This window comes from Streptomyces sp. NPDC057854 (assembly GCF_042797055.1).
Classification (GTDB): Bacteria; Actinomycetota; Actinomycetes; order Streptomycetales; family Streptomycetaceae; genus Streptomyces.
Map to the genome: position 1 here is coordinate 51,965 of NZ_JBHVMF010000009.1, position 24,497 is coordinate 76,461.

Below are 24,497 nucleotides of genomic sequence, written 5' to 3' on the forward strand. Positions count from 1 at the left end.
GACGATGGGCCGGGGCCCCGCCACGGCATTGACGCTGCTGGCGAATCGGGGACGAGCGTGACGTCGGCTTCATGACCCGTTGTGGTCGTGAAGGCCGACGTTGCGTTTGGGGAGGGTGTCGGTGTCGCTGCACGCGAGGAAAATCGGCGGGGTGCCTGAGGAGACGGCCCGGGTGGCACGGGCCGCGTTCCCGAAGGACAGCCTGGCCATGCGGAACCGGGATGAGCTGGGCGAGCTGTTCACTGACGAGGACTTCGCCGACCTCTATCCACGCAGAGGGAAGCCGGCGTGGTCGCCGGGCCGACTGGCGCTGGTGTCGGCCATGCAGTTCGCCGAGGGTCTGTCGGACGGACCGGCAGGCCGCAGACGCGGTGTGCGGGCGGCTGGACTGGAAGTACGTGCTGGGGCCGGAGCTGGCCGATGCAGGTTTCGACCACTCGGTGCTCACCGAGTTCAGGGACCGACTGATCGCGGGAGGCGTCGGGATCGAGCTCCTGGACCGGGTCCTTGGTGCCGCCGCGGAGCGCGGCCTGCTCAAGGCGGGCGGGCGTGTTCGCGCGGACTCAACGATCGTGCTGTCCACGGCCCGGCAGATCAATGGACTGGTGCGGCTCGGTGAGACCCTGCGGGCCGCGTTGAACAGCGTGGCTGCCCGCGAGCCGGAGTGGCTGGCCGGCCGGGTTCCGTCCGACTGGTTCAGCCGGTATGCAATCCGGTTCGAGGACACCCGCCTGCCCAAGGGGAAGGCGAAGCAGACGGAGCTGATCGAGCAGATCGGGGCCGACGGGCTGAGGCTGCGTGCGGCCCTGCACGCCCCCGATGCCCCTGCGTCCCTGAGGCTGCTCGACCGGGTCCAGACGCTGCGGCAGATGTGGATCCAGCAGTACTTCGTCGACGACGGGCAGGTCCGCCGCCGCGAGCTCAAGGACGCCCGCCGGGCGTGGAGCGACTGGTGACGCTACGACACCGACGTCCAGGGGAGCGTGAAAAGCGCGGCATCTTCTGGGACGACTACAAGGTCCATCTCACCGAGACCTGCGAGCCGGACAGCCCGAACCTGATCACGCACGTTGCCACCACTGACTCCTCCGTCCAGGACGTGCGTCTGATCGCCCCGATCCACGCTCACCTTGCCGAGCGGCGCCTCCTGCCCGAGCGGCACCTGGTTGACGCCGGCTGCGCGACCGCTCGCGAGGTGGTCACCGCCCGCCGGGATCACAGGGTCGATCTGGTGGGCCCAATCCTCGCTTCCACCAGCTGGCAGACCAAGGACGGCGGCGGCTTCTCCCAGGCCGACTTCACCGTCGACTGGGAGACCCGCCGGGTGACCTGCCCCAACGGCACTACCACCAGCCACTGGCGGGAAGACCGCTCTCAGCAAGGGGCGGCCGTGGTCCGGGCACGGTTCCCATCGGCGGCCTGCCGTCCCTGCGAGGCCCGAGAGCAGTGCACTCGCTCCAACAGCAAGTCGGACACGGGGCGCCGGATCACCCTCCGCCCGCAGGCGGAGCAGGAGGTGATTCAGCAGGCGCGGGCTCAGGAAGACACCCCGGAGTGGAAGGAGCTGTACGCGCACCGGGCCGGTGTCGCAGTCACGATCTCCCAGGGAGTGCGCGCCTTCGGCCCTGCGGCGATGCCCGTGTCACGGCCTGGCGAAGGCCCGGCTGCAGCACCAGCTCACCGCCACCGCGATGAACTTCCACCGCCTCAACGCCTGGTGGACCGACACCCCACGCGCTCGCACGCGCACATCACACCTGGCAGCCCTCCGGCCTACCGAGTAAGCGCCACATACCGCGCAAGTCATTCGGCACGATCGACTGGACTGGCTGCCTGTCGGCCGGACATGGTCACTTCCTCGTCGCGCAATGCCCACATGGGTACGGCCCGGGCGGGCCCGTCGGTCACCCGCAGTTGGTGAGGGCGGTACTCGTCATTCGCGTCCTGGACAGCGAATCCGGCAGACGCCAGGATCGCGGCCATCGCGTGCATCATCGCGGCCGCGATCTCGCTGGAGTGGCGCAGCAGCGGATCGTCCAGCAGCCGAAGGCGGAAGGCACGATTCGTGCACTCCCGCAGGCGTGGGCTGATCACCCAGCCCACATACACGCCGCCGGCCGCGTCGGCCCCCTCGTCGACTTCCACCTCCGCGCCACTGGCCAGAACGCGATCCAGCCCGGGTGTGAGCACAGGAAGACCAGCAGCGGCCAGCTCATTGCGCACCCGCGACGCGAGCGCCTCCAGGCGCTCCGACTCTTCAGCACTCACCCTCTCGAACATCCGCTCAACTTACCTATCCCCCGGGGCTGGGCGAAGACGCCTGCCCCGGGACGGAGGGGAGTCTGCGGACAGGATCAACCAACGGTGTCCGGCATTCGCGGGGGGGCCGGGGGCGGGAAGCGACTGAACGGCGCCGGCGCTCCCCACCTCCCTCGCAGAGCGCCTCATGAGAGGACCGTGTGTCTCTACTCGTTGTGCAGGACCCTGGCGATGGTCAGCCGTGCCGCCGAGCGGGCCGGCAGCAGCGCGCCGAGGACGGCTATCGCCACGCCCGCGAGGGCCAGCGCCGCCAGCTGGGGCAGGTGGTAGACGTCCTTCATGGACTCCGGGAAGACGATGAAGCCCACGTGGTCCAGCAGCAGCCGGTGGGCGGCGATGCCGAGCGGGATGCCGGCGAGGCCGGCGACCAGGCCGGGGCCGGCCACCGAGGTCACCGTCATGAGGACGACCTGGCGGGGTGTCATGCCGATCGACTTGAGCATGCCGAGGTCGCGTCGGCGCTCGCGGGTGTTCAGCAGCACGGTGTTGAAGACGCCGAGTGCGGCGACGGCGGAGATCAGCACGGTGAAGACCGTGGAGAAGCCGACGACGGTGGTGGTGGCCGCGTTGCCCGGGCTCTTCAGCTCGGGGTGCAGGCCGGGGTCGATGGCGGCGACGGCCGTCCGGGCCGCTTGCGCGTCGGCGGCGGGGGCGAGGCGGACGACGTACTCGATCGCCTCGGCCTGGGGGGCGAGTGCGTCCCGCGCCTGCCAGGTGGCCTCCATCGCCTGGGCGTTGCCCTGGGCCAGCATGCCGACGAAGGTGACGTGCAGCTGTCGCCCCTCCAGGTGGAGCGTGGTCCGGTCACCGACCGCGAAGCCGTGCTGGGCCAGGAAGACCGGGCCGGCCGCCACCTCCCCCGGTGCGTTCGGCCGGCGTCCCCGGACGATCGGTTCGGCCGAGTCGCCCCGGTCCCCGCGGTAGAAGTCGACGAAGACGGTGCCGCCCGCACCGGCCAGGCCCGCTTTGGTGAACGTACGCGCGGTCACCGTCGCCACCCCGGGCACCACCCGCAGGCGCCGCTCGATCTCGGCGTCCCCGAGCACCGGTGGCGTCCGGCCGCCGGCCTCGGAGCCCACCTGCACGTGGAGGGTGCCGCCCTCCCCCTTGCCGCTCTCGCCGTACGCGAGCATGGTGCCGGTCAGACCGGTGGTGAGGGTGACCGTGGTGACGCCGAGGGCGATGGCCGCCATGGTCAGCAGAGCGCGGCCGGGGCGGGCGAACGGCTGGCCCATGCCCAGGCTGAGCGCGCGCGGCAGCCGGGAGCCGCTGAGGCGGCGCTGCACCCGCAGGTCGCGCCGGGTGCTGGGGGCGCTGCCGGCGGAGATCGCCCGGGCGGCGGGCAGCCGGTGCGCGCGCAGGGCGGGGACGAGCGCGGTGAGGAGGACGAGTGCGGGGAGGCCGAGCAGGCAGACCACGGGGAGCCAGGGGCTGGTGTCGAGCGACGCGGTGCCGGTCTCGATGCCGGAGAAGGCGATGCGGAGGACCGGCTGGGTGATCAGGGTGCCTGCGAGGGTGCCGAGCACCGTGCCGCCTGCGGTCGGCACGGACAGCATCGTCAGGTAGACGGCGACCACCTGGTTCGGGGTGTAGCCGAGGGCCTTGAGGATGCCGATGTGCCGGTGGCCCGAGACGACCGCGCCGCTGACCACGTTGCCGACGATGAGTACCGACACCAGCAGGCCGAGCACGCCGAACAGCGTCATGAAGGGCAGATAGCCTTCGGCCTGTGCGGAGAAGGCCCGCTCGAGCGTGAAGTGGGTCTGTGTGCCGGTCACCGCGTCGGCGGGCAGGCCGGCCGTGACGCGGTCCACGTCGTCCCGCAGCTGCGCCTCGGAGCCGGTGGCCGTGAACCGGTAGAGCATCTGGGCGGAGGCCGGGTGCAGGGCCTTGGCCTGCTCGGGGGTGACCCACGCGTTCGCGGACTTGCTCATGGAGGCGGCGAAGCCGACCACGGTGAGCGCCGGCGCACCGGGCGACCGCAGCTCCTGGCCCAGCCACGCGGGGTTGGGTCCCCCGCCGGCCGGCCAGTTCAGGACGAGTTCACCGGGGGCGGTGGCCCATCGGCCCGCCAGCAGGTGCAGCCGGTCCACCGGGCCCGCGGGGTCGGCCCGGCCCACCACGGTGAGGGCCCCCGGGCCCATCCAGAGCCAGTCCTCGGTGACCGTCACGACCGCCTGGGCGAACGGCCCGGCGGCGGCCTCGACACCGGGCCGGCGGGCGGTCGCGCCCAGCCGGTCGTGCGCAACCTTGGCTGCGTCGAAGGCGACCACCGCGTGCGCGCCGCGCTGCTGGGCGAAGGCCCGCTCGAAGGGGCCGGAGGCGGCGCTCAGCAGGGACAGGGCGAGCAGGACCGTCACCGAGGAGCAGAGGACGACGAGGCCGATCACGAAGGTCTGCACCCGCCGGCGCTTCACCGCGGCGCGCGAGGCGCTCCACACGGCGCTCATCCGAGCCGCTCCAGGGTGCTCTCGCGGGCGACGCGGCCGTCGGCGACCTCGACCAGGCGGCTCGCGCAGCGGGTGGCGAGCTGCGGGTCGTGGGTGACGATCAGCAGGGTCTGGCCGATCTGGTTGAGGTCGATCAGCAGGTCCATCACCTGTTCGCCCGACCGGCTGTCCAGCGCGCCGGTCGGCTCGTCGGCCAGCAGGAGCGCCGGCCGGTTCATCAAGGCCCGCGCCACGGCTACCCGTTGGCGCTCGCCGCCGCTCAGTGCGGCCGGGTAGGTGTTCCTGCGGTCCGCGACGCCGAGCTCGTCCAGGAGTTCCAGGGCGCGGCGGCGGGCCTGCCGGGCGGAGGTGCCGGTGAGCTGGGCGGCCAGGGCGACGTTGTCGAGGGCGGGCAGGTCGTCGATCAGGTTGAAGAACTGGAAGATCATGCCGACCTGGCGGCGCCGGAACAGCGCGAGCCCGGTTTCGTTCAGCCGCCCGAGGTCCTCGCCGTTGACCCGCACGGTGCCCGCGGTCGGGCGGTCGAGGCCGGCCACCATGTTGAGCAGGGTGGACTTGCCGCAGCCGGACGGGCCCATCACCGCGACCGCCTCACCGGCGCGGATCTCCAGGTCCAGCCCGTCCAGCGCCTTGGTGTCGCCGTACTCCTTGTGCACGTCGTCCAGTTGGACGACGACCTGCCCCGCTCGATCGTGATCTGTGGTCATGGCCCGAATGTAGGAGCGGCCGGGCGACCGGATCGTCCCTCACGGGATGTAACTGTCCGGCGAGACCGTCGGGCAGGTCATTCCACGGATGTACGGCGACCGTCCCGCAGGACGAGGCAGCCGCCCGGGCCGGCTGCGATGCTTGCGGCATGGGGGATTCCGACTCTTCGGCGGCGGGCTGGCTGGTCATCGCGCTGTCCGCGGCGCTTGCCGCGGTCGTCGTGCTCGCCGGCGCACTCGTCCGGACGCGGCGCCGCCACCGGGCGGCCCTGGAGGAACGCGGCTGGCTGCTGGAGCGGGAGCGGGAGGGCGCCGCCACCGCGGCGGTCGACGCCGAACGGGCCAGGATCGCGGCCGAACTGCATGACATCGTCAGCCACAACGTCAGCCTGATGGTCGTCCAGGCGAGCGCGGCCCGCGAGGTGCTGTCCACGATGCCCGACGAGGCGGCGGCCGCGATGGGCGCCGTCGAAGCGGCCGGCCGGGACGCGATGACGGAGCTGCGCCATCTGCTCGGCCTGCTCGCCCCCGCCCAGAACGGCGAGGACGGACCGTACGCCGGGGATGCCGGGCCCGCCCTCGCCCCGCAGCCGAGCCTCAGCCGGCTCAGCGCGCTGATCGACCGGATCTCCTTCGCCGGCCTGCCGGTCGAGGTGCGGATCTCCGGGGAACCGCGTCCGTTGCCGGTCGGGATCGACGTCACGGCGTACCGGATCATCCAGGAGGCACTGACCAATGCGCTCAAACACGGCGACGGAGCGAAGGCGGAGGTGACCGTGAGGTACGCGGAACGCTGGTTGCGGGTCGAGGTCCTGAACAGCGGGCGGAGCGTGCTGCTGGAGGACGGGTACGCGGCAGGGGGCGCAGACGGCCCGTCCGCGGCAGGTGACTGGCCCACGGCAGACGGCCGGTCCACGGCAGGTGGCGGCCGGCCGGGGCGGGCGAGTGGTGCGGGCCGCGGCCTGGTCGGTCTGCGCGAGCGCGTGGCGGTGTACGGCGGTGATCTGGACGCCCGGCGCCGGCTCGGCGGCGGGTACCGTGTCCGTGCCCGGATCCCGCTGGACCGGCCGTGACGGCCTCCACCGTGCCGGCTTCCGGCGAACCGGACCTGCGGGTGGTCATCGCCGACGACCAGGAGCTGGTCCGCACGGGATTCCGGCTGATCCTCACCGCCCGTGGCATCGACGTGGTCGGCGAGGCGTCGGACGGCGCCGAGGCGGTCGAGCTGGTCGGCAGGCTGCGGCCGGACGTCGCTCTGCTGGACATCCGGATGCCCGGCATGGACGGCCTGGAGGCCGCCCGCCGCATCCTCGACCAGGCCCCGGAATGCCGGGTGATCATGCTGACGACCTTCGACCTCGACAAGTACGTCTACGCCGCGCTCACCGCCGGCGCCAGCGGCTTCCTGCTCAAGGACGTGACGGCGGCGCACCTGGCCGCCGCGGTACGCCTGGTGAACACCGGCGACGCCCTGCTCGCCCCGTCGATCACCCGCAGACTGGTCGAGCGTTTCGCCCCGGGTGCAGACCCCGTCCCTGCGGGATCCGGCAGCCGGGCGTCCGTACCACCGGCCGCCCCTCGTGATCTCGCTCCTCTCACACCGCGCGAGCTGGAGGTGCTGACCCTGATGGGCCGCGGTCTCTCCAACGCCGAGCTCGCCGCGGAACTGGTCCTGAGCGAAGCCACCGTGAAGACCCACGTCGCCCGGATCTTCGCCAAGCTCTCCCTGCGCGACCGGGCCCAGGCGGTCGTACTCGCCTACGAGACAGGACTGGTCCTGCCAGGGGACCCCAACGGCTGAAGCACACGCCACGGGGAGCCTCGACGCCCGGTCCATCGCCCCGACGCTACTCCGCACCGCTCCCCGATGGCAGGACTGTCGCAGAGGTACTCGATCCTCTGGTGGCGGTGGGGCCGCAGCGGCTCGGAATGCAGCAAGAGGGGGTGAAGGCGCCCATCGACTTCTCCCGACACGGCGAGGCGGCGGGGAGGTGTCTCCCCGCCGCCGTGGTCGGCGCGGTGGCGGGTCAGCAGCGGTTGGGGACGCCGCCGGTGCTGTCGCCGCTGAGCGCGATCGCCGTGACGTAGCCGTTCTGCTTGGGCCAGGTCCGGTCGATGAGCACCCACTTGCTGCTCGTGTACCCGGCGAGGGTCACGGTCTGGCCGTAGGTCCAGCAGATCGCGCTGTAGGTGTTGCCGGGGGACACGTAGCTGAGGATCTCGCTGCTGGTGTTCGGCTCGGCGCGGACGTTGGCCTGCAGCCAGGCGTGGACCTGGGTGTTCAGGACCTGCGGCGGTGCCGCAGGGGCCGCCGCCCTCTCCGGCTCGGCAGCGTGGGCGGTGGTCCCGGTCAGGGCGAGCAGGGCGGCCGCTCCGGCGACGGCGGCCGTCGCTGTCCATCGGGTGCGCATGGCTTTCCTTTCCGTTGTCGTGGAACGGGAACGCGCACCGGCATCCTCATCGCCACGGCCGGTCCCCGGAAGCCGATTCCTGGTCACTCCCCCACGTACGGGGCGGCCTTGACGCGCGACGGCAGGTCTGCACGGGTACGGCTCCGGGCGGCGCGCCTGACCGCGCCGTGGCGACACACCTGACGGGCCGTCACCCTCGATGCCCCGCGCACACCCTTTCCGCACCGCGCGGGCGCCGATCCGGCCGATCGGGCACGACTACGCGTCATGCTGCGCCCCTGTCGGTCGCCGCGCGGTGGCCGGACTTCGGCCCTGTCGCGCGTCCGGTCGGCCGTGCGGCCCTTCACGGTCGCCGAGTACTCGCGTACGTCGTCCCGGTGACCGGCGGCTGCCGGCCGGCAGGAGCCTGGACCTGGCCCGGTACGGCACGCGGCGCGCCGCGACCATCCCGGCGGGGGCCGCGTCAGGGCCCGCTGTGTCGGCGTCCTTGGCTCGCGGCGTGGTGGCGGGCCGGACCAGACGTGAGCAGCGCGATCGGTGACCGCTCGCTCCCGCCCGCTCGGCCAGGCAGCTCGGGGAGAAGCCTGTCAGCGGGCGGGCAGACGGTGCAGGACGAGCTCGCCGAGCGTGCCGTCGACCACTGCGCAGGTCATGAACGTGCGGTGGGGCTGTCGTCTGCGGTCCGTCGGCGATCCCGGGTTCAGAAGGCGGAGGCCACCGGGTGCCTCCGAGTCCCAGGGGATGTGGCTGTGGCCGAAGACCAGGACGTCGACATCCGGGTAGAGCGCGGCGCAGCGCGCCTCACGGCCCCGCGCCGGCCCCGTCTCATGGACGACGCCAAACCGCAGACCGCCCAGCTCGACGCGGGCCACCTCCGGCAGCCGCGCGCGCAGTTCCGCGCCGTCGTTGTTGCCGTACACGCCGATCAGGCGTGGCGCGCGGCGCTCCAGGAGGTCGAGGGTGGCCGTATCGACCCAGTCCCCGGCGTGGATGACGACATCGGCACGGTCCACCTCACGCAGCAGTTCGTCGGGGAGCCGTATGGCACGGAGGGGTACGTGGGTGTCCGAGACCAGCAGGAGCCGGACGGGGCGGTGGACCGGCGTCCCGTCCACGCCTCAGTCCTCGTTCGCTTCCTCGGAGCCGGCCTCCTCGTCCGTCCTCTCGCCCTCCGCCTGTGACGGTGTCGTACGGGGCGCCTCGGCGGCTTCGGACGAGGGCGGTACGTCCGTCGTCCCGGGCTCGCGTTCGCCCTCGGCCTGGGACGGTGTCTGCTCGCTCATGGGTGGTCCTTCGTGTCGGTCGGGGCGGTGGCGGCGGGTCCTGGTGACCGGGCCTGGCGGCTCGCCGTCCCGCGACCGCGACTACCCGGGTCACCTCGCCCCATTCCTCGGGCAGGCGGCGAGCCGCGTGCCCCTGGGGCGTGAGGCCTGTCAGCGGACGGGGGTGCGGGCGGCCTGGTCTGCGGTCGTCCGTCGTCCGCGCCGTCGCAGCATGAGGATGCCGAGGCCGGCGCCCACGCCCATGAGCACCAGCCCGCGCACCCAGACTCCCGCCTCGATCTGTGTCGCCAGGACGACGCACGACAGGGCGCCGAGCACGGGTACGGCCGTGGGGGCGCGGAAGTGGTCGGCGGGGGCGGAGCGGTCACGCCGCAGGACCAGGGCCGCGGTGTTCACGAGGAAGAAGACGACCAGCAGGAGCAGCACCAGGGTGCCCGCCAGGACGTCGACCTCGCCGGTCGCGGCGAGGAACGCGGAGACGATGGTCGTCGCCGCGATGGCGGCCCAGGGAGTGCGCCGGTTCGGGAGGACGCGGGTGAGGAACGCGGGCAGGAGGCCCTCCCTGGCCATCCCGTACGCCAGCCGGGACGTCATGATGCCGGTGAGGAGGGCACCGTTCGCCACCGCGACCAGCGCGATGAACGCGAACAGCCGCGGCGGTACCGCTCCGGCCGCCCGCACCACTTCCAGGAGGGGGCCGTCGGACGTGGCCAGGGTGGCGGTGGGCACGGCGGCGGCGGCCGCCGCGCCGACGGCGGCGTACACGAGGCCCGCGGTGGCGAGGGCTCCGAAGAGGGCCCGCGGGTAGGAGCGTGCCGGGTCGAGGGTCTCCTCGGCGACGTTCACGGACGTCTCGAAGCCGACGAACGAGTAGTAGGCGAGTACGGCTCCCGCCAGCACGGCCGCCGTGGGCGAGGCGGACTCCGTCCCGAGCTGCGTCAGCCTGCCCACGTCGCCGTCGCCCCGCAGGACGATCCACACGCCGAGTCCCACGATGAGCAGCAGGCCGCTGGTCTCGATCAGGGTGGCGAGCGTGTTCAGCCGGGTGGACTCGCGGATGCCGCGGGCGTTCAGCAGCGCCAGCAGGACGAGGAAGAGGACCGCGACCAGGACCACCGGCACGGTCACGAGGGCGGCGAGGTAGTCGCCGGCGAAACCCCGGGCGAGCGCCGCGACCGACACGATGCCCGCGGCCAGCATGCAGTATCCGGCGAAGAACCCCACGGCGGGGCCGTACGCGCGCGTGGCGTAGTGGGAGGCGCCGCCGGCTCTCGGGTACTTCGTCGCCAGCTCGGCGTACGACGCGGCGGTCAGGAGCGCCAGGAGCAGCGCGCATGTGAGCGGTACCCACACGGCGCCGCCCGACTTGGCGGCGACCTCCCCGATCAGTACGTACACGCCCGCGCCGAGGACGTCGCCGAGGATGAAGAAGTACAGCAGGCGTGTGGTGAGGACCTGGCGGAGCGGCTGAGGCGCGCCGCCGGTGTCTCGGGGGCGGGAAGGCATGGGGTCTCGTCTGTTCTGTCGTCGGGGCGGGGACGTCTGTCGTCTCCCTCGGGACAGAGGGCTTCTGACCGCGCAGGACGGGGGCAAACGGGACTTTCGGCAGAGTGTCGGCTTTGGAGGCGCCCCGTGCGCGTCACCGCGCCTGCGCCGGCCCCTGTCTTCCGGATTCGTGACGCGGAAGGCGTTTGGGCGGGGGGTTCGCGGTCAGCCGGGTTCTCGAACGCGGTCCGCTCCCCGGAAGGATTCCGTCGTGCCGGTCATGCTGGTTCTGGTCCTGCTGCTCGGTGTGGGTGTGTCGATGGCGTGGTGGAGCGTCGCCCCCGTGCCGCGGGGTGCGCGCCGTGGGCCTCGGTGAGGCCGGGAGCCGTCCCGTCCCGTTTCACGGGCGGAGGAACGGTCATGCGAACGGGGACCGTTTCCCTACGCATGTGCAGGAGGCTCACATGGACGGCTGGCGCGCGGACGCGGCCTGCCTGGAGGTCGATCCCGATCTGTTCTTCCCGGTGGGGACCGGGGCTCCGGCCCTCGCCCAGGCGGAGGAGGCCAAGAAGGTCTGCCGGCGGTGTCCGGTGCGGGAGCCGTGCCTGGCCGAGGCCCTGGCGCAGGCGCATCCGCCGTCGGGCGTGTGGGGCGGTCTGACGGAGGGCGAGCGGAGTGCGCGGAAGCGCCGGGTCAGACGCCAGGCGGACCACCGGCGGTGACCGGCCCCCGGGCCCCGGCCCTCCGGGACGCTACGGCTGGAGGGGGAGGCGGGCGCGGACGCGCTTTCCTTCCGGGGCGGGCTCCACCGTGACGCCGCCGCAGATGGCGACGACGATCTCGACGCCGTGCTGGCCGATCCGGAGCGGGTCGTGCCCGCGCTGCACGGGGACGGCGGCCTCCTGGTCGAACACCGAGATGTCCAGGGCCTCCGGGCCCAGCTCCAAGAGCAGCCGGCAGGGACCGGACGTGTGCCGGACCGCGTTGGTGACCAGCTCGCTGACCACCAGCTGCGCGAGCTCCACCCGCTCCTCCCCGACCGGCCCCGGCAGCACATCCGAGGCGGCCGCCAGGAACTCGGCCGTGAAGGCACGGGCGGCGGCCATCGCTCCCACCCGGGCGGCCTCGTCGTAGACGACTCCCGCCGACAGCAGGGGCTCCGGGGTCGGGCGGTCCGCGGCGATCGTGTCCGTCATCGCGCTGGTACTCCCCTCGTCCTTGGGCCGTCGGCCGGGCTCCTCGTACCCGCCTTTCCCCTCTTCGCGGTTCCCACACCGACCGCAACGCGGATCACACCCGCCGACAGCGTGTCAGGGGGACCCGTGCCAGTCGAGACAGAGTACGAGGACGGCGTCCGGTACGCCACGGGGAGCCGCGCGGAGGGCGCGGACCACGGCCCGGGGGACGTCCGCGCCCTCCTGGGTGCCGTCGCCGGTGAGGGCGCGGGCGACGGGGCCGTCCGGCGCCTCGTGGCCGTCGCCGGAAGGGGGCTCCGGGGTGCCGTGGGCGACGAAGACGAGCCGGTCGCCGCGGCGCAGGCGCAGGCGCTGGGGGGTGTAGACGGTGTCCTCGAACATGCCGAGGGGCAGTTGGCGGTCGAGGTCGATGCGTGCGGTGCCGGTGGAGCGGACGCGCCAGAGCGCCGGGGAGCCCGCGTCCACCGCCTCGGCCTCGCCGGTGGTCAGGTCGAGCCGGAGCAGCAGGGCGGCGAGCGGGTGCTTCCCGCGGAACTGTCCGTAGAGGGCCTGGTCGGTGAGGCTGGCCTGGGTGACCAGGTCGAGTCCGGCGCGCCGGGCGTTGCGGAGCGCCGTCAGGGCGAGGGTGGTCGCCAGGGCTGCGGGGGTGCCGGGGCCGGCGCCGTCGGCGACGACGACCACCAGGTCCCGTTCGGTGGCGCTCCAGTCCAGGAGGTGTCCGCCGGAGGTGTAGGCGGGCTCCCAGTGGGCGTGGAGGTCGAAGGCGGGGCCCGTGCAGGCCCGGCCCGGCAGGGTGTCCCACTGCATCTCCCCGTCGACGCTGAGGGCGTGCGTCCTGCGGGTGCGACGGTACAGGTCGGTGTGGCGGTCGGCGACGCGCAGCGCGTGGCCGAGGGTCTCGGCGACGCGGGCGAGGCTCGCGGTGGTGTGCGGGCCGGAGCGGTCGGCGGGCAGGGTGACGACGAGGACGCCGTACCGGTCGCCGCGGACCGTGACGGGGAGGTAAATGGTCGCCGTGGGCCCGACATCACGGAAAAGATATGGTTGCTGGGTGCGGAAGACGCGGCCGGCGGGACCCGAGTCCAAGGGGGCGTGCGGCGTTCCCGCAGGTGCCTGGACGGGCGCCACGGGGCGCAGGGTCGTGAATCCGTAGTCGACGAGCAGCAGGTCGGCGGAGGTCGCGGCGTACAGGTCCGCGAGACTGGTACGGAGGGAGTCCAGGAGGAGGTGTGGTGCCGCCCCGCGCAGTGCGCTTTCCACTGTCACGTGTCGATCCACCGGACCCGTACCGCCTTCTGGAGAGATGTGGAGATGACCGGTCCGCCGCACGGCCGATGTCGTCGGCCCCGGACGTCCGAGGAGTGTCGGCAGACATGACAAGCAACCCCGCCCCGTCGCCGGGGGAGCCGCAGCGGACGGCCGAGGCCGCCCGGGAGCTCATCGAGCTGCTGGAGGTGCTGTGGGAGCGCGGCCGGGACATGGTGTCGTCGACACCCGTCTCGGCGAGTCAGCTGCGCGTGCTGTACAGCCTGGACCGCGAGGAGGGCATCAGCCTGCGCACCCTGGGTGACCTGCTGGGTTCCGCGCCGCCCTCGGTGAGCCGCATGTGCGACCGGCTGGAGGCGCTGGGCTTCGTGCAGCGGCTGCCCAGCCCCGTGAGCCGGCGGCAGCTGGAACTGCACCTGACCGTGCACGGGAAGGCGTACCTGCGGGACCTCAGGGCCCAGCGCGAGGAGGCCCTGCTGGCGGTCATCGCCGGCATGTCGCCGACGAGCCGCAAGGCGCTGCTGCGGGGGCTCACCGGCTTCCAGGAGGCCCTGGACGGGAACGGACCGGCCGCCACGTCATCCTCCCGGACGCCGCTGAAGGACGTCAGTTCGGCCTGATCGCCGTGGACCGCCCGCGCCTGCCGGGCCGCACGCCCCACGTCGTCATCGCCACCTCATCGCCACCCCTCCGGCCGTCCTCGACGGCGTTCTTCCGGTCAGCCCGCCTGATGTTGCCTCAAGGATACAGTTGCCGCACGGCAATTGATCACGCGGTGCCGTGCCAGTCGAGGCAGACGACCAGGGCGTCGTCCTCCAGCGGGCCGCCGCCGTGGTGGGCGGCGAGCTCCCGGAGCACCGCCTGCGGCACCTGAGCGGGCGGCAGCAGACGCGTCCCCCGCAGCGCGCGGGCCAGCGCCCGGTCGCCGTAGCTCTCCCCCGCGGGCGACACGGCCGCGTACACGCCGTCGCTGCCGAACAGCAGCCGGTCGCCCGGCCGCACGGCGAACCGCTCGGGGACGTACACGCTGTCCTCGAACATGCCGAGCGGCAGCTGCGCCTCGAACGCGACGGACTCCACCGTCTGCCCCCGCTGCCGCCACAGCCGGGGCGAGCCCGCGTCCACGGCCTCCGCCTCGCCCGTGGCCAGGTCGAAGGAGAGCAGCAGCACCGACACGAAGGCCTCGCCCCGGTAGTGGGCGTACACGGCCTGGTCCGCCAGGGCGGCCTGGTCGGCCAGGGAGAGACCGGCGCGGCGCGCGTTGCGGAGCGCGTTGATCGCGAGGTTCGTCAGCAGGGCCGCCTCGATGCCCTCGCCCATGCCGTTGGTGACCGTCAGGGTCAGCCGGCCGCCCGAGACCGACCAGTCGTAGTTGTCGCCGAAGATGGCGTACGCGGGCTCCAGATGGGCCGCCAGGGCGAACTCGGGGCGGGCGCACGCACGGCCGGGCAGCAGCTGCCACTGCATCTCGGCCGCGAGCGTGAGCCGCGTCGCCCGCCGCGCCAGGACGTACAGGTCCGTGTCGCGCTCGGCCACCAGGATCTCGTGGCCGAGCGCCTCGCAGACCTGGGCGAGCCCGGGAAGCAGCGGCCTGAGGTCCGCCTCCGGGGGCAGCTCGGCCGTCAGGACGCCCAGCCGGTCCCCGCGGACGGTGACGGGCAGGTGGAGGCGCAGCTCCCCCGGCTCCCGGACCACGTGCGGCTCCTGGGAACCGAAGGCGCGCCCCTGGGGACTGTCGTGGATCGGCACCGACGGCTCCGCCCCGGAGTCCTGCCCGACGAGCTGGAGGGTCCGCACGCCGTAGTCGGCCAGGCGGAGCTCCACCCGCCGCACCCCGCAGCGCTCCCTCAGGGCGTCCTCGACCACCCCGACGAGCCGGTGCGGAGCGGCCCGGCGGAGCGCCTGCTCGATCTCGGCGATCTCGTGCACGGTCCTCCTCTAGCGCGCGCCGGCGGCCGCGGCCAGCGCGTCCGCCACGCCGTCGTGCGGCGGGATCGTCATCGTCACGCCGGTGATCTCCAGGATGCGGCGCACGGCCGGCGTCGGCGCGGCGAGGTACAGGTCGCCGCCGGTCTCGCGGGCCCGGTTGACCGCCCTGATCAGTATGTTCAGCCCGGAGGAGTCCATGAAGGCGAGGGCGGACAGGTCGAGGACGAGACGGAGCCGCCCCCGGCGGAACTGCTCCGTGAGCAGCTCCTCCAGCCGGCCGGCCGTCTCCATGTCGAGCTCGCCCTCCACGGACAGCACCGCCGTGCGGTCGTCGCGGGTCTCGACGTCGACTTTCAGGTTCGGTTCTCGCTCGGACATCTTCCCTGCTTTCCATGGGGGTCGGGGCAGTGGGGGTCGAGGCAGGCAGTCAGGGTCTGGGCAGTGGGGGCTGTTCGCGGGGTGATGGGGGGACGGGTCAGGACACCTGGACACCGACCACGCACGTGTCGTCGTCCGTGTCCGACTTGCTGCGCGCCAGCAGCTGGTCGAGCCGGCGTTCGAGGCTGTCGGACGGCTGCCGGGCGGCGGTGAGCAGCTGGGCGACGGATTCCTCGACGGCGGTGTCCCGCCGCTCGACGAGCCCGTCGGTGTACATGAGCACCGTGTCGCCCGGTTCGAGCCGCAGCTCCGCCTCCTCGTACTCGGCCTCCGCGAGGGCCCCCAGCAGGAGCCCGCGCAGCAGCGGCAGGTCGTCCGCGTCCTCGCCGCGGACCAGCACCGGCGGGAGGTGGCCCGCGCGGGCCCAGCGCAGCGTGCGGGCGGCGGGGTCGTAGATGCCGCAGACGGCGGTGGCCGTGACCTGGGCGGTGAGGTGGTGGGCGACGCTGTTGAGCCAGGACAGCAGCTGCCCGGGGCCCGCGCCGGTGACGGCGAGGCCGCGCAGGGCGTTGCGCAGCACCACCATGCCGGTGGCCGCCTCCACGCCGTGGCCGGCGACGTCCCCGACGCAGAGGAGCACCTTCTTGGACGGCAGCACGACCGCGTCGTACCAGTCGCCGCCGACCAGGGACTCGGTCTCGGCCGGGCGGTAGCGCACCGCGACGTCGATGCCCGGGGCGTCGAGCGGCGGCTTGGCCGGCGGCATGATGGCGTGCTGGAGCTGGAGGGTGAGCCGGTTGCGCTCCTCGGCCGCCTCCTCCGTCGCCACCAGCCGGTCGCGGGTGGCGGTGAGGGCGACCTCGGTCCAGTGCTGCGCGGAGATGTCCTGGAAGGCGCCGCGGACGGCCTCGAGTCCTCCGTCGCCGCCCACGGCGGGTTCGGCGGTCACCCGGATGTGCCGGGTGACGCCGTCGTGGCGGAGCATGCGGAAGGCGGTGGAGCCCACCCGCCGCTGGTCGAGCACCTGCTGGAGGAAGCGGCGGATGGTGCCCGCGTCGTCGGGGTGCGCGTGGGCGGCGAGGTCGCGCAGGGCGACCGGCGGCTCCGTCGGCCGGCGGCCGAACAGCTCGTACAGCTCGCCGTGCCAGGTGATCTCCCCCGTGAGGAGGTCCTCCTCGAAGGCGCCGACGCGGCCGAGGCGCTGGGCGTGCTGGAGGAGGCTGGCCAGGCGTGCCGACTCGTCCTCGACGCGCCAGATGAGCAGGACGCTCGCGCCGAACCGGCTGATGCTGAGGTCGGCGGGGAAGGCGAGCGGCACCTGGTCCACCAGGGCGGTGAGCCGGACCCGGCGGGCGCGGAACGGCTCCCCCGTGGCGTAGACCCGCTCGATCCGCTCGAAGAGCTCGCCGCCGCCCGCGGTCGCCGGATACGCCTCCAGGAGCAGGGCCCCGTCGACGGAGCCGCGGGGCCGTCCGGCCGGGTCCTGGAAGTGCGCGTTGGCGTGCCGGATGCGGAAGTCGACCAGCTTCCCCTCCTCGTCCAGGTGCGGGGTGAGGACGAGGGCGGGGTCGTAGAGCCCGTCCGCGAGTCCGGCCAGCGCCGCCGCCCCGTCCCCGCCGGGCACCGGGAGGCCGTCGGGGACGGCGAAGCCCGCCGGGGACGCCTCGGGCAGCGCCTCCAGGGTGTGGGCGCAGAGCTCGGCGAGGGCCTCGATCTGGCGCTCCACGGCCTGCGGCAGGGGGTCGAGCGGGCGGGCCCAGCAGATCTCCAGGACGCCGTGGATCCGGCCGCCGGTCCCGGCGGGGACGACGACCCGGCCGCCGTCGGGGTGATGGGCGCGGCCGATGGAAGGGATGCCCGCGGCCGCCAGCGAGGCGTACCGGACGGTGCCGCGCCCGACGAGCGCCTGGCGGGCCGCGGTGGTCACCCCCGGCGGCACGTAGTGCCAGCGGGCCGCCTCGTCCGCGCCGAAGCCGGCGTGGCCGCGGAGGCGGAGCGAGGTGTCGGGGCCGGTGGTCCAGATCGCGACGGCGACGGCGCCCAGGGGTTCGAGGGCGTGCCGGAGCAGCGACTCGGCGACGGCCTGGGTGTCGCCGGCGCTGAGCGCCGCGCTCTCCGCCGTACGCAGCCGCAGGGCGACCGAGGCGGCGGGGGCGGTGGGCTGGTCGGTGGCGGACGGGCGGGCGGCGGCCTCGGCGGTCGCGGCGGGTTCGCCGACGGCCGTCCGCACGAACTCCTCCGCCGCCTCGGCCATCCGGTCCCGGGACGCCTGGTTGATGATGTCCGCCGCCAGTTCGAGACGGGAGACCCCGGCCCGGTCGGCGAGCTCCGCGAGCTGCCGGGCGGCCTGGGCGGGGCCGCAGCCCAGGCGCTCGACGATGACCCCCTTGGCGAGTTCGATCAGGGCGCGGCCCTCTGCCGCCGCCTGCGCGGCACGGACTTCGCTGCGCAGGCGTTCCACCGTGGCGGCCAGCCGTCCGTCGACGGACGCGTCGTCGACGGAGGCGTCATCGACGGTCGTATCGACTGCGGTCGTGTCGACGGCGGTCGTGTCCGGGACGACGGAGGTGTCGGGGACGGCGGGCGGGTCGGGGACGGCGGCGGACGCCTCAACGACGGCCGACGTCTCGGCGGCGGCCGACGTCTCGGCGGCGGCCGGGGCCGGGCGGGGGATGCGGGGCGGTCCCGCGGGGGCGGTCACGAGGCGGCCCCGCGGTCGAGCCAGCGGCTGACGCAGGCGATGAGCTCGTCGGCGTCGACGGGCTTGGTGACGTAGTCGCTGGCTCCGGAGGCGAGGCTCTTCTCCCGGTCGCCGGGCATGGCCTTCGCGGTGACGGCGATCACCGGCAGGTCCGCGTACTGCGGCAGCTCCCGGATCCGCGCGGTCGCCGTGTACCCGTCCATCTCCGGCATCATCACGTCCATCAGGACGAGGGAGACGGCCGGGTTCGCCTGGAGCGTCTCGATCCCCTTCCGCCCGTTCTCGGCGTGCAGCACGGTCATGCCGTGCAGCTCCAGGATGCCGCTGAGGGCGTACAGGTTGCGCGCGTCGTCGTCGACGGCGAGGACCGTTTTGCCGCGCAGGGTGGTGTCGATGGTCTGGGGGGCGGGCGCCGCGTGGTCGCCGCGTACCAGGGGGACCACGTCGCCGGGCTGCTCCGCGGACAGGTGGAGGGCGATCCGCTCGCGCAGCTCGTCGAGGCTGGAGAGGAGTTCCAGCGGGCGACGGCGGGCGAGGTCCTGGAGGGCGCGCTCCTCTTCGGCGGGGAGCCTGCGGTTGTTGTGGGCGAGGACGGGGACGGTGCGCAGCGCTTCGTCGCCGTCCATGGCGTCCAGGAAGCGCAGGGCGTCGCCGTCCGCCATGTCGACGTCGAGGACGACGCAGTGGAACGGCTGGGCGGCGAGCGCGGAGGCGGCCTCCTGCGGGCCGGCGACGGCGATCAGTTCGATGCCGTCCCGGCCCGTGGGCCCGCCGTCGGCGGCGAGCTGGCCGACCGCGTTCTCGGCGACGACGGCGAGGAGCCCGCGCGGGCGCTCCTCGATCACGAGGAGGCGCCGGGCCGGCCGGGTGGCCGCGGCGCCGGGCGGCGCCGTGAGCGCGCCGCCGCGGGCCGGGGCCGGGACGGCGGGCGCCGCCGAGGGGTCCGCGGGCAGGGCGGCCGGCTCGGGCTGTTCGGTGAAGTCCGTGCGGCTGACGGGGAGGTAGAGGGTGAAGGTGCTGCCCTCGCCGGGCACGCTCGTGACGGTGAGGGCGCCGCCGAGCAGGTGCGCGATCTCGCGGCTGATGGACAGGCCGAGGCCGGTTCCGCCGTACTTGCGGTTGGTCGTCCCGTCGGCCTGCTGGAAGGCGCCGAAGATGGCCTCCAGGTTCTCCGGGGCGATGCCGATGCCGGTGTCGGTGACGCGGAAGGCGACGACGGGGCCGCCGCGGAGCGCGGACGGGGGCAGCTCGTCGTCCGCGCCGCCGCGGAGCGCGAACGCGGGCAGCTCGTCGTCCGAGGCCGGTTCGATGCGCAGTTCGACGCGGCCGTGCTCGGTGAACTTGACGGCGTTCGACAGGAGGTTGCGCAGCACCTGCCGGAGCCGGGTGTCGTCGGTGACGAGGTCGTCGGGGACGCCGGACGCCGTGGAGACCGCGAAGGCGAGGCTCTTCTGCGAGGTGAGGGGGCGGAACGTGGCCTCGACGTAGTCGAGGAGCTTGCGCAGCGGCACGCGCTCCGGGTTGAGGTCCATCTTCCCGGCCTCGACCTTCGACAGGTCGAGGATGTCGTTGATCAGCTGGAGCAGGTCGGATCCGGCGGAGTGGATGATGCCGGCGTACTCGACCTGCTTGGCGGTGAGGTTGCGGGTGGGGTTCTGGGCCAGCAGCTGGGCCAGGATCAGCAGGCTGTTAAGCGGGGTGCGCAGTTCGTGGCTCATGTTGGCCAGGAACTCCGACTTGTACGTGGAGGCCAGCGCGAGCTGCTGGGCGCGGTCCTCCAGCTCCTGCCGGGCCTGCTCGATCTGGAGGTTCTTGGCCTCGATGTCGCGGTTCTGCGTGGCGAGCAGGGCCGCCTTCTCCTCCAGTTCGGCGTTGGAGCGCTGGAGTTCCTCCTGCCGCACCTGGAGTTCCTCGGTGCGCGAGCGGAGTTCGCCGGCGAGGCGCTGGGACTCGTCGAGGAGTTCGTCGGTGCGGGCGTTGGCGACGATGGTGTTCAGGTTGACGCCGACGGTCTCCATGAGCTGTTCCAGGAAGTCCCGGTGCACGGAGGTGAACGGGGTGAAGGACATCAGCTCGATGACGCCGAGCACCTGCTCCTCGACGACGACCGGCAGCACCACGAGGCTGCCCCGGGACGTGCTGCCGAGGCCCGAGGAGATGGTGGCGTAGTCGGCGGGGACGTCGTCGGCGGCGATGGTGCGGCGGCTGCGGGCGGCCTGTCCGACGAGCGACTCGCCCAGCCGGAAACGGACCCGGTGCTGGTCGCCGGCGGGGCGTCCGTAGGAGCCGACGAGGCCCAGCTCGACGCCGTCGGCGCCCTCCTCGGCGAGGTAGAAGGCGCCGTACTGGGCGCCCACGAGCGGGGTGAGCTCGTCCATGACGAGTTCGGCGACGGCGGCCAGGTCGCGGTGGCCCTGCATCAGCGCGGACATCCGGGCCAGGCTGGACTTGAGCCAGTCCTGCTCCTGGTTGGCGCGGGTCGTCTCGCGCAGCGAGCCGACCATGGCGTTGATGTTGTCCTTGAGCTCGGCGACCTCGCCCGACGCCTCGACGGTGATCGAGCGGGTCAGGTCGCCCTCGGCGACGGCGCTCGCGACCTCGGCGATGGCGCGAACCTGGCGGGTGAGGTTGCCGGCCAGCTCGTTGACGTTCTCGGTCAGCCGCTTCCAGGTGCCGGAGACGCCCTCGACCTCGGCCTGGCCGCCGAGCCGGCCCTCGCTGCCGACCTCGCGGGCCACGCGGGTCACCTCGGCCGCGAACGAGGACAGCTGGTCGACCATCGTGTTGATGGTCGTCTTCAGCTCCAGGATCTCGCCGCGGGCGTCGACGTCGATCTTCTTGGACAGGTCGCCGTTGGCGACGGCGGTCGTGACCTGGGCGATGTTCCGGACCTGTCCGGTCAGGTTGTTCGCCATGGAGTTGACGTTGTCGGTGAGGTCCTTCCAGGTGCCGGCGACGTTCGGCACCCGGGCCTGGCCGCCGAGCCGGCCCTCGGTGCCGACCTCGCGGGCGACGCGGGTCACCTCGTCGGCGAAGGCCGACAGGGTGTCCACCATGGTGTTGATGGTGTCGGCGAGGGCGGCGACCTCGCCCTTGGCCTCCACGGTGATGCGGCGGGAGAGGTCGCCGCGGGCCACGGCGGTGGCGACCTGGGCGATCGAACGCACCTGCCCGGTGAGGTTGGACGCCATCACGTTGACGTTGTCGGTGAGGTCCTTCCAGGTGCCCGAGGCGCCCCGGACGGTGGCCTGGCCGCCGAGGTTGCCCTCGGTGCCGACCTCACGGGCGACGCGGGTCACCTCGTCGGCGAAGGCCGACAGCTGGTCCACCATCGTGTTGATGGTCGTCTTCAGCTCCAGGATCTCGCCCCGGGCGTCCACGTCGACCTTCTTGGTCAGGTCGCCGCCGGCGACGGCGGTGGCGACGTGCGCGATCGCCCGCACCTGCGCGGTGAGGTTCCCGGCCATCGAGTTGACGGAGTCGGTCAGGTCGCGCCAGGTGCCGGAGACGCCCTTCACGTCGGCCTGTCCGCCGAGGATGCCCTCCGTGCCCACGTCACGGGCCATGCGCGTGACCTCGTCGGCGAAGGCCGACAGCTGGTCCACCATCGTGTTGATGGTGTTCTTCAGTTCCAGGATCTCGCCGCGCGCGTCCACGTCGATCTTCTGGGAGAGGTCGCCCTTGGCGACGGCGGTCGCCACGTGAGCGATGTCACGCACCTGGGTGGTGAGGTTCCCGGCCATCGCGTTGACCGAGTCGGTCAGGTCGGCCCAGGTGCCGGAGACGCCGGGTACGGCGGCCTGCCCGCCGAGCGTCCCCTCCGTGCCGACCTCGCGCGCCACCCGTGTCACCTCGGAGGTGAACAGGGACAGCTGGTCGACCATCCCGTTGAACACCTGGGAGATCTCGCCCATCAGCCCGTCCGCCTCGTCCGGCAGACGCGTGCCGAAGTCACCGTCCCGTACGGCCGTGAGCCCGGCCAGCAGCTGACGGAGCTCGGGCTCGCCCACCGCGGCCGGCCCGGGGTGCTCCCGGCGGCCGGAGGAGCCCTTGATCGTCGTCTCAGACATGCCCCATCCTCGTTCCCCACCACGCTTGCGTATGCGGATCGTCCGGCCCGCCGCGCGCCGGACGTCCGCTCCCCCGAGACGGCTCCGGCTGCCACGATCGTTGCCGTACGGCAATCATGACGACACTACCCTTCCGTGATCCACGGGAGGAGCCCGGTGCCGGATCATCCGGCCGGAACCCGCCCCCTCCCCCGGCGCCCGATCGGCAGGCATGGGACGCCGGAACCCGGGTACACGGGCGTCGAACCGGGCGGTCCCCCGCCCCGACGACGAGGGGAGCAGTACGTGCTGATGGCCCACCCCGCGGTCCTGCGCAATCTGATCGAGGAGTACGAGACGCTCAAGGTGCTCCAGGCCGGAAACGGCGGCGAGGAGGTACGGCGCCGCATGGACGACCTCGCCTACACGCTGTGCGTCTCCACCGGTACGCGTGACGTGGACGCGGCGCTGATCGCGGCCCGCCACCGCCTGCCGGGCGCACGCCCCGAGGACGACTCGCTGCTGAGCGTCTGAGCGGGGGCCGCGCGCGGGGGGCTGCGCCCGGTGCCTCCGACGACGGAGGCGCGGTACGGAGCACCCCCACACACGGCCGGGCCCGGCGTCCCTCCTGACGGAGGCGCCGGGCTCGGTCATGCCCGGGGCCGGCCGCCTTCCGCCGGTACCGGCGGCTCTGGGCGTGACCGCGCCCGTACGGGACAGACGGCGTCCATGGTGACGTTACTGCTCGTCCTGTGCCCCGCCCTCGCCGCGCTCGCCACCGGCCTCGCGGCCGTCCTGGTCTCCCCGTGGTGGTGGTGCGCGGCCGGACCCGCCCTGCTGCTCGCCGCGGTCGCGTCGTACGACGTCGCCCAGCGGCGCCACTCGATCCTGCGCGTCTATCCGCTCCTCGGGCACCTGCGGTTCGCGATGGAGTCGATCCGCCCCGAGATCCAGCAGTACTTCGTCGAGGGGAACGTCGACGGCGTGCCCTTCGACCGGGACACCCGGTCCATCGTGTACGCGCGGGCGAAGGGGACGGACGCCGAGGACCCGTTCGGCACCGAGCTGGAGCTGGAGCGGACCGGCAGCACGTACCTGGTCCCCTCCATGGCGCCCTGCCCGGTGCCGGACGAGCCGCCCCGGGTCCGGATCGGCGGCCCGGACTGCGCCCGCCCCTACGACATGGCCCTGCTCAACGTGTCGGCGATGAGCTTCGGCTCCCTGTCGGCGCGGGCCGTCCGCGCCCTGAACGAGGGCGCCCGGCGCGGCGGGTTCGCCCACGACACCGGCGAGGGCGGGATATCGGAGCACCACCTCGCCCCTGGCGGCGACCTCGTCTGGGAGATCGGGACCGGGTACTTCGGCTGCCGCACCGACGACGGCGGCTTCGACCCGCGCCGCTTCGCCGAGAAGGCCGCTCTCGACCAGGTCGCCTGCGTCCTGCTGAAGATCAGCCAGGGCGCGAAGCCCGGCATCGGGGGCGTCCTGCCGGGCTCCAAGGTCGACCGGGAGATCGCCGCCGTCCGCGGCGTCCCCGAGGGCCGTACGGTGATCTCCCCGCCGTACCACCGCGTCTACCGGACGCCCCGGGAGCTGGTGCGCTTCCTCGGCCGCATGCGGGAGCTCTCCGGCGGCAAGCCGGTCGGCTTCAAGCTGTGCGTGGGCGCGCGCCGCGACGTCCTCGCCGTCTGCAAGGCGATGCTGGAGGAAGACCTCACGCCGGACTTCATCGTCGTCGACGGGGCGGAGGGCGGTACGGGCGCCGCACCGCTGGAGTTCGCCGACTCCGTCGGCCTGCCGCTCACCGAGGGCCTGACGACGGTGCACCAGGCGCTCGTCGGCACGGGGCTGCGCGACCGCGTCCGGATCGGCGCCTCCGGCAAGATCGCCACCGGCAGCGACATCGTCACGCGGCTGATCCAGGGCGCCGACTTCACGAACTCGGCCCGGGCCATGATGTTCGCCCTCGGATGCATCCAGGCCCAGCGCTGCCACACCAACACCTGCCCCGTCGGGGTCGCCACCCAGGACCCCCGGCTAGCCCGCGCCCTCGACGTCCGGGACAAGGCGGAACGGGTCCGGCGCTTCCAGGAGGCGACCGTCCGGAGCGCCCTCGCGCTCATGGCCGCCATGGGCGCCGGCAGCCCCCGGGACCTGGGGCCGGGCATGCTGCTGCACCGGGTCGGCCCGGCCGCCGTGCGCTCCCACGCCGAGCTGTACGAACCGCTCGGCGCCGGCGCGCTGCTCTCTCCTGCATCGGTTCCGGAGACGTGGGCAGGCGACTGGAAAGCGGCTCATCCGGACCGGTTCACCCTCCGGTGAA

Annotated in this window: 19 protein-coding genes and 1 pseudogene; 7 read left to right on the plus strand and 13 right to left on the minus strand. The window is 73.4% G+C overall.

From position 1 onward, the window contains the following. The first annotated feature begins 121 nt into the window (after positions 1–121). A pseudogene (locus ACFVQZ_RS14945) lies at positions 122–1,784 on the plus strand (IS1182 family transposase). Positions 1,785–1,803: 19 nt separating this feature from the next. Here ACFVQZ_RS14945 and ACFVQZ_RS14950 read toward each other — a convergent pair. The 3 genes from ACFVQZ_RS14950 to ACFVQZ_RS14960 all read right to left on the minus strand — a co-directional run bounded on the left by ACFVQZ_RS14950 (position 1,804) and on the right by ACFVQZ_RS14960 (position 5,476). Continuing rightward, complete coding sequence (locus tag ACFVQZ_RS14950; protein ID WP_383622366.1) at positions 1,804–2,280, minus strand: hypothetical protein; 477 nt, start codon at positions 2,278–2,280, stop codon at positions 1,804–1,806. Between the two features lie 185 nt (positions 2,281–2,465). Continuing rightward, complete coding sequence (locus ACFVQZ_RS14955) at positions 2,466–4,769, minus strand: ABC transporter permease (protein ID WP_383622369.1); 2,304 nt, start codon at positions 4,767–4,769, stop codon at positions 2,466–2,468. Then, positions 4,766–5,476 carry an ABC transporter ATP-binding protein gene (locus tag ACFVQZ_RS14960; RefSeq protein ID WP_383622372.1) on the minus strand — a complete coding sequence of 237 codons (711 nt, stop codon included), beginning with the start codon at positions 5,474–5,476 and terminating at the stop codon, positions 4,766–4,768. The genes ACFVQZ_RS14955 and ACFVQZ_RS14960 overlap by 4 nt, the downstream gene beginning before the upstream one ends. 149 nt (positions 5,477–5,625) lie before the next feature. Between ACFVQZ_RS14960 and ACFVQZ_RS14965 the strand changes: the two genes are divergently transcribed. Together ACFVQZ_RS14965 and ACFVQZ_RS14970 are read left to right on the plus strand one after the other, a co-directional pair. Next, a complete protein-coding gene (locus ACFVQZ_RS14965) occupies positions 5,626–6,549 on the plus strand; it encodes a sensor histidine kinase (RefSeq protein WP_383622375.1) in 924 nt (307 codons plus the stop codon). Beyond that, entirely contained in the window at positions 6,546–7,277 is a 732-nt protein-coding gene (locus ACFVQZ_RS14970) for a response regulator (protein WP_383622378.1), read from the plus strand. Before ACFVQZ_RS14965 ends, ACFVQZ_RS14970 begins: the two co-directional genes overlap by 4 nt. A 226-nt stretch (positions 7,278–7,503) precedes the next feature. On the opposite strand, the gene ACFVQZ_RS14975 is transcribed toward ACFVQZ_RS14970, so the two are convergent. The 4 genes from ACFVQZ_RS14975 to ACFVQZ_RS14990 all read right to left on the minus strand — a co-directional run bounded on the left by ACFVQZ_RS14975 (position 7,504) and on the right by ACFVQZ_RS14990 (position 10,676). Next, positions 7,504–7,887: an SH3 domain-containing protein gene (locus tag ACFVQZ_RS14975; protein ID WP_030496654.1), complete on the minus strand. Its 384-nt coding sequence runs from the start codon at positions 7,885–7,887 to the stop codon at positions 7,504–7,506. A gap of 587 nt (positions 7,888–8,474) precedes the next feature. Continuing rightward, positions 8,475–9,002 carry a metallophosphoesterase family protein gene (locus tag ACFVQZ_RS14980; protein WP_383622382.1) on the minus strand — a complete coding sequence of 176 codons (528 nt, stop codon included), beginning with the start codon at positions 9,000–9,002 and terminating at the stop codon, positions 8,475–8,477. A gap of 3 nt (positions 9,003–9,005) precedes the next feature. Next, positions 9,006–9,170 carry a hypothetical protein gene (locus ACFVQZ_RS14985; RefSeq protein ID WP_383622385.1) on the minus strand — a complete coding sequence of 55 codons (165 nt, stop codon included), beginning with the start codon at positions 9,168–9,170 and terminating at the stop codon, positions 9,006–9,008. A 150-nt stretch (positions 9,171–9,320) separates the two neighbouring features. Next, entirely contained in the window at positions 9,321–10,676 is a 1,356-nt protein-coding gene (locus tag ACFVQZ_RS14990; RefSeq protein WP_051788120.1) for an APC family permease, read from the minus strand. A 443-nt stretch (positions 10,677–11,119) separates the two neighbouring features. Here ACFVQZ_RS14990 and ACFVQZ_RS14995 point away from each other — a divergent pair, with 443 nt between their 5' ends. Continuing rightward, a complete protein-coding gene (locus ACFVQZ_RS14995) occupies positions 11,120–11,377 on the plus strand; it encodes a WhiB family transcriptional regulator (RefSeq protein WP_030496657.1) in 258 nt (85 codons plus the stop codon). 30 nt (positions 11,378–11,407) lie between these two features. On the opposite strand, the gene ACFVQZ_RS15000 is transcribed toward ACFVQZ_RS14995, so the two are convergent. After that, complete coding sequence (locus ACFVQZ_RS15000; RefSeq protein ID WP_383622389.1) at positions 11,408–11,851, minus strand: ATP-binding protein; 444 nt, start codon at positions 11,849–11,851, stop codon at positions 11,408–11,410. A gap of 114 nt (positions 11,852–11,965) precedes the next feature. Further along, the gene (locus tag ACFVQZ_RS15005) at positions 11,966–13,117 is read right to left on the minus strand and encodes a SpoIIE family protein phosphatase (protein ID WP_321193223.1); all 1,152 of its coding nucleotides are present in this window, start codon (positions 13,115–13,117) and stop codon (positions 11,966–11,968) included. Between the two features lie 107 nt (positions 13,118–13,224). Here ACFVQZ_RS15005 and ACFVQZ_RS15010 point away from each other — a divergent pair, with 107 nt between their 5' ends. Beyond that, a complete protein-coding gene (locus ACFVQZ_RS15010) occupies positions 13,225–13,737 on the plus strand; it encodes a MarR family transcriptional regulator (RefSeq protein ID WP_030496659.1) in 513 nt (170 codons plus the stop codon). A gap of 148 nt (positions 13,738–13,885) precedes the next feature. Here ACFVQZ_RS15010 and ACFVQZ_RS15015 read toward each other — a convergent pair whose 3' ends face one another. The 4 genes from ACFVQZ_RS15015 to ACFVQZ_RS15030 form a co-directional block, all read right to left on the minus strand. Next, positions 13,886–15,046, minus strand: coding sequence for a PP2C family protein-serine/threonine phosphatase (locus ACFVQZ_RS15015; RefSeq protein ID WP_030496660.1), 1,161 nt, complete (start codon positions 15,044–15,046; stop codon positions 13,886–13,888). A gap of 9 nt (positions 15,047–15,055) precedes the next feature. After that, on the minus strand, positions 15,056–15,424 hold the full coding sequence (locus ACFVQZ_RS15020) for an STAS domain-containing protein (RefSeq protein WP_030496661.1): 369 nt from the start codon (positions 15,422–15,424) through the stop codon (positions 15,056–15,058). A gap of 97 nt (positions 15,425–15,521) precedes the next feature. After that, positions 15,522–18,125 carry a SpoIIE family protein phosphatase gene (locus ACFVQZ_RS15025; RefSeq protein WP_383622394.1) on the minus strand — a complete coding sequence of 868 codons (2,604 nt, stop codon included), beginning with the start codon at positions 18,123–18,125 and terminating at the stop codon, positions 15,522–15,524. Further along, positions 18,122–22,195 carry a HAMP domain-containing protein gene (locus ACFVQZ_RS15030; protein WP_383622397.1) on the minus strand — a complete coding sequence of 1,358 codons (4,074 nt, stop codon included), beginning with the start codon at positions 22,193–22,195 and terminating at the stop codon, positions 18,122–18,124. Before ACFVQZ_RS15030 ends, ACFVQZ_RS15025 begins: the two co-directional genes overlap by 4 nt. Positions 22,196–22,480: 285 nt before the next feature. Between ACFVQZ_RS15030 and ACFVQZ_RS15035 the strand changes: the two genes are divergently transcribed. Beyond that, positions 22,481–22,708 carry a DUF5133 domain-containing protein gene (locus ACFVQZ_RS15035; RefSeq protein ID WP_030496664.1) on the plus strand — a complete coding sequence of 76 codons (228 nt, stop codon included), beginning with the start codon at positions 22,481–22,483 and terminating at the stop codon, positions 22,706–22,708. Positions 22,709–22,903: 195 nt separating this feature from the next. Next, on the plus strand, positions 22,904–24,496 hold the full coding sequence (locus tag ACFVQZ_RS15040) for an FMN-binding glutamate synthase family protein (RefSeq protein WP_383622401.1): 1,593 nt from the start codon (positions 22,904–22,906) through the stop codon (positions 24,494–24,496). Position 24,497 lies beyond the last annotated feature (1 nt).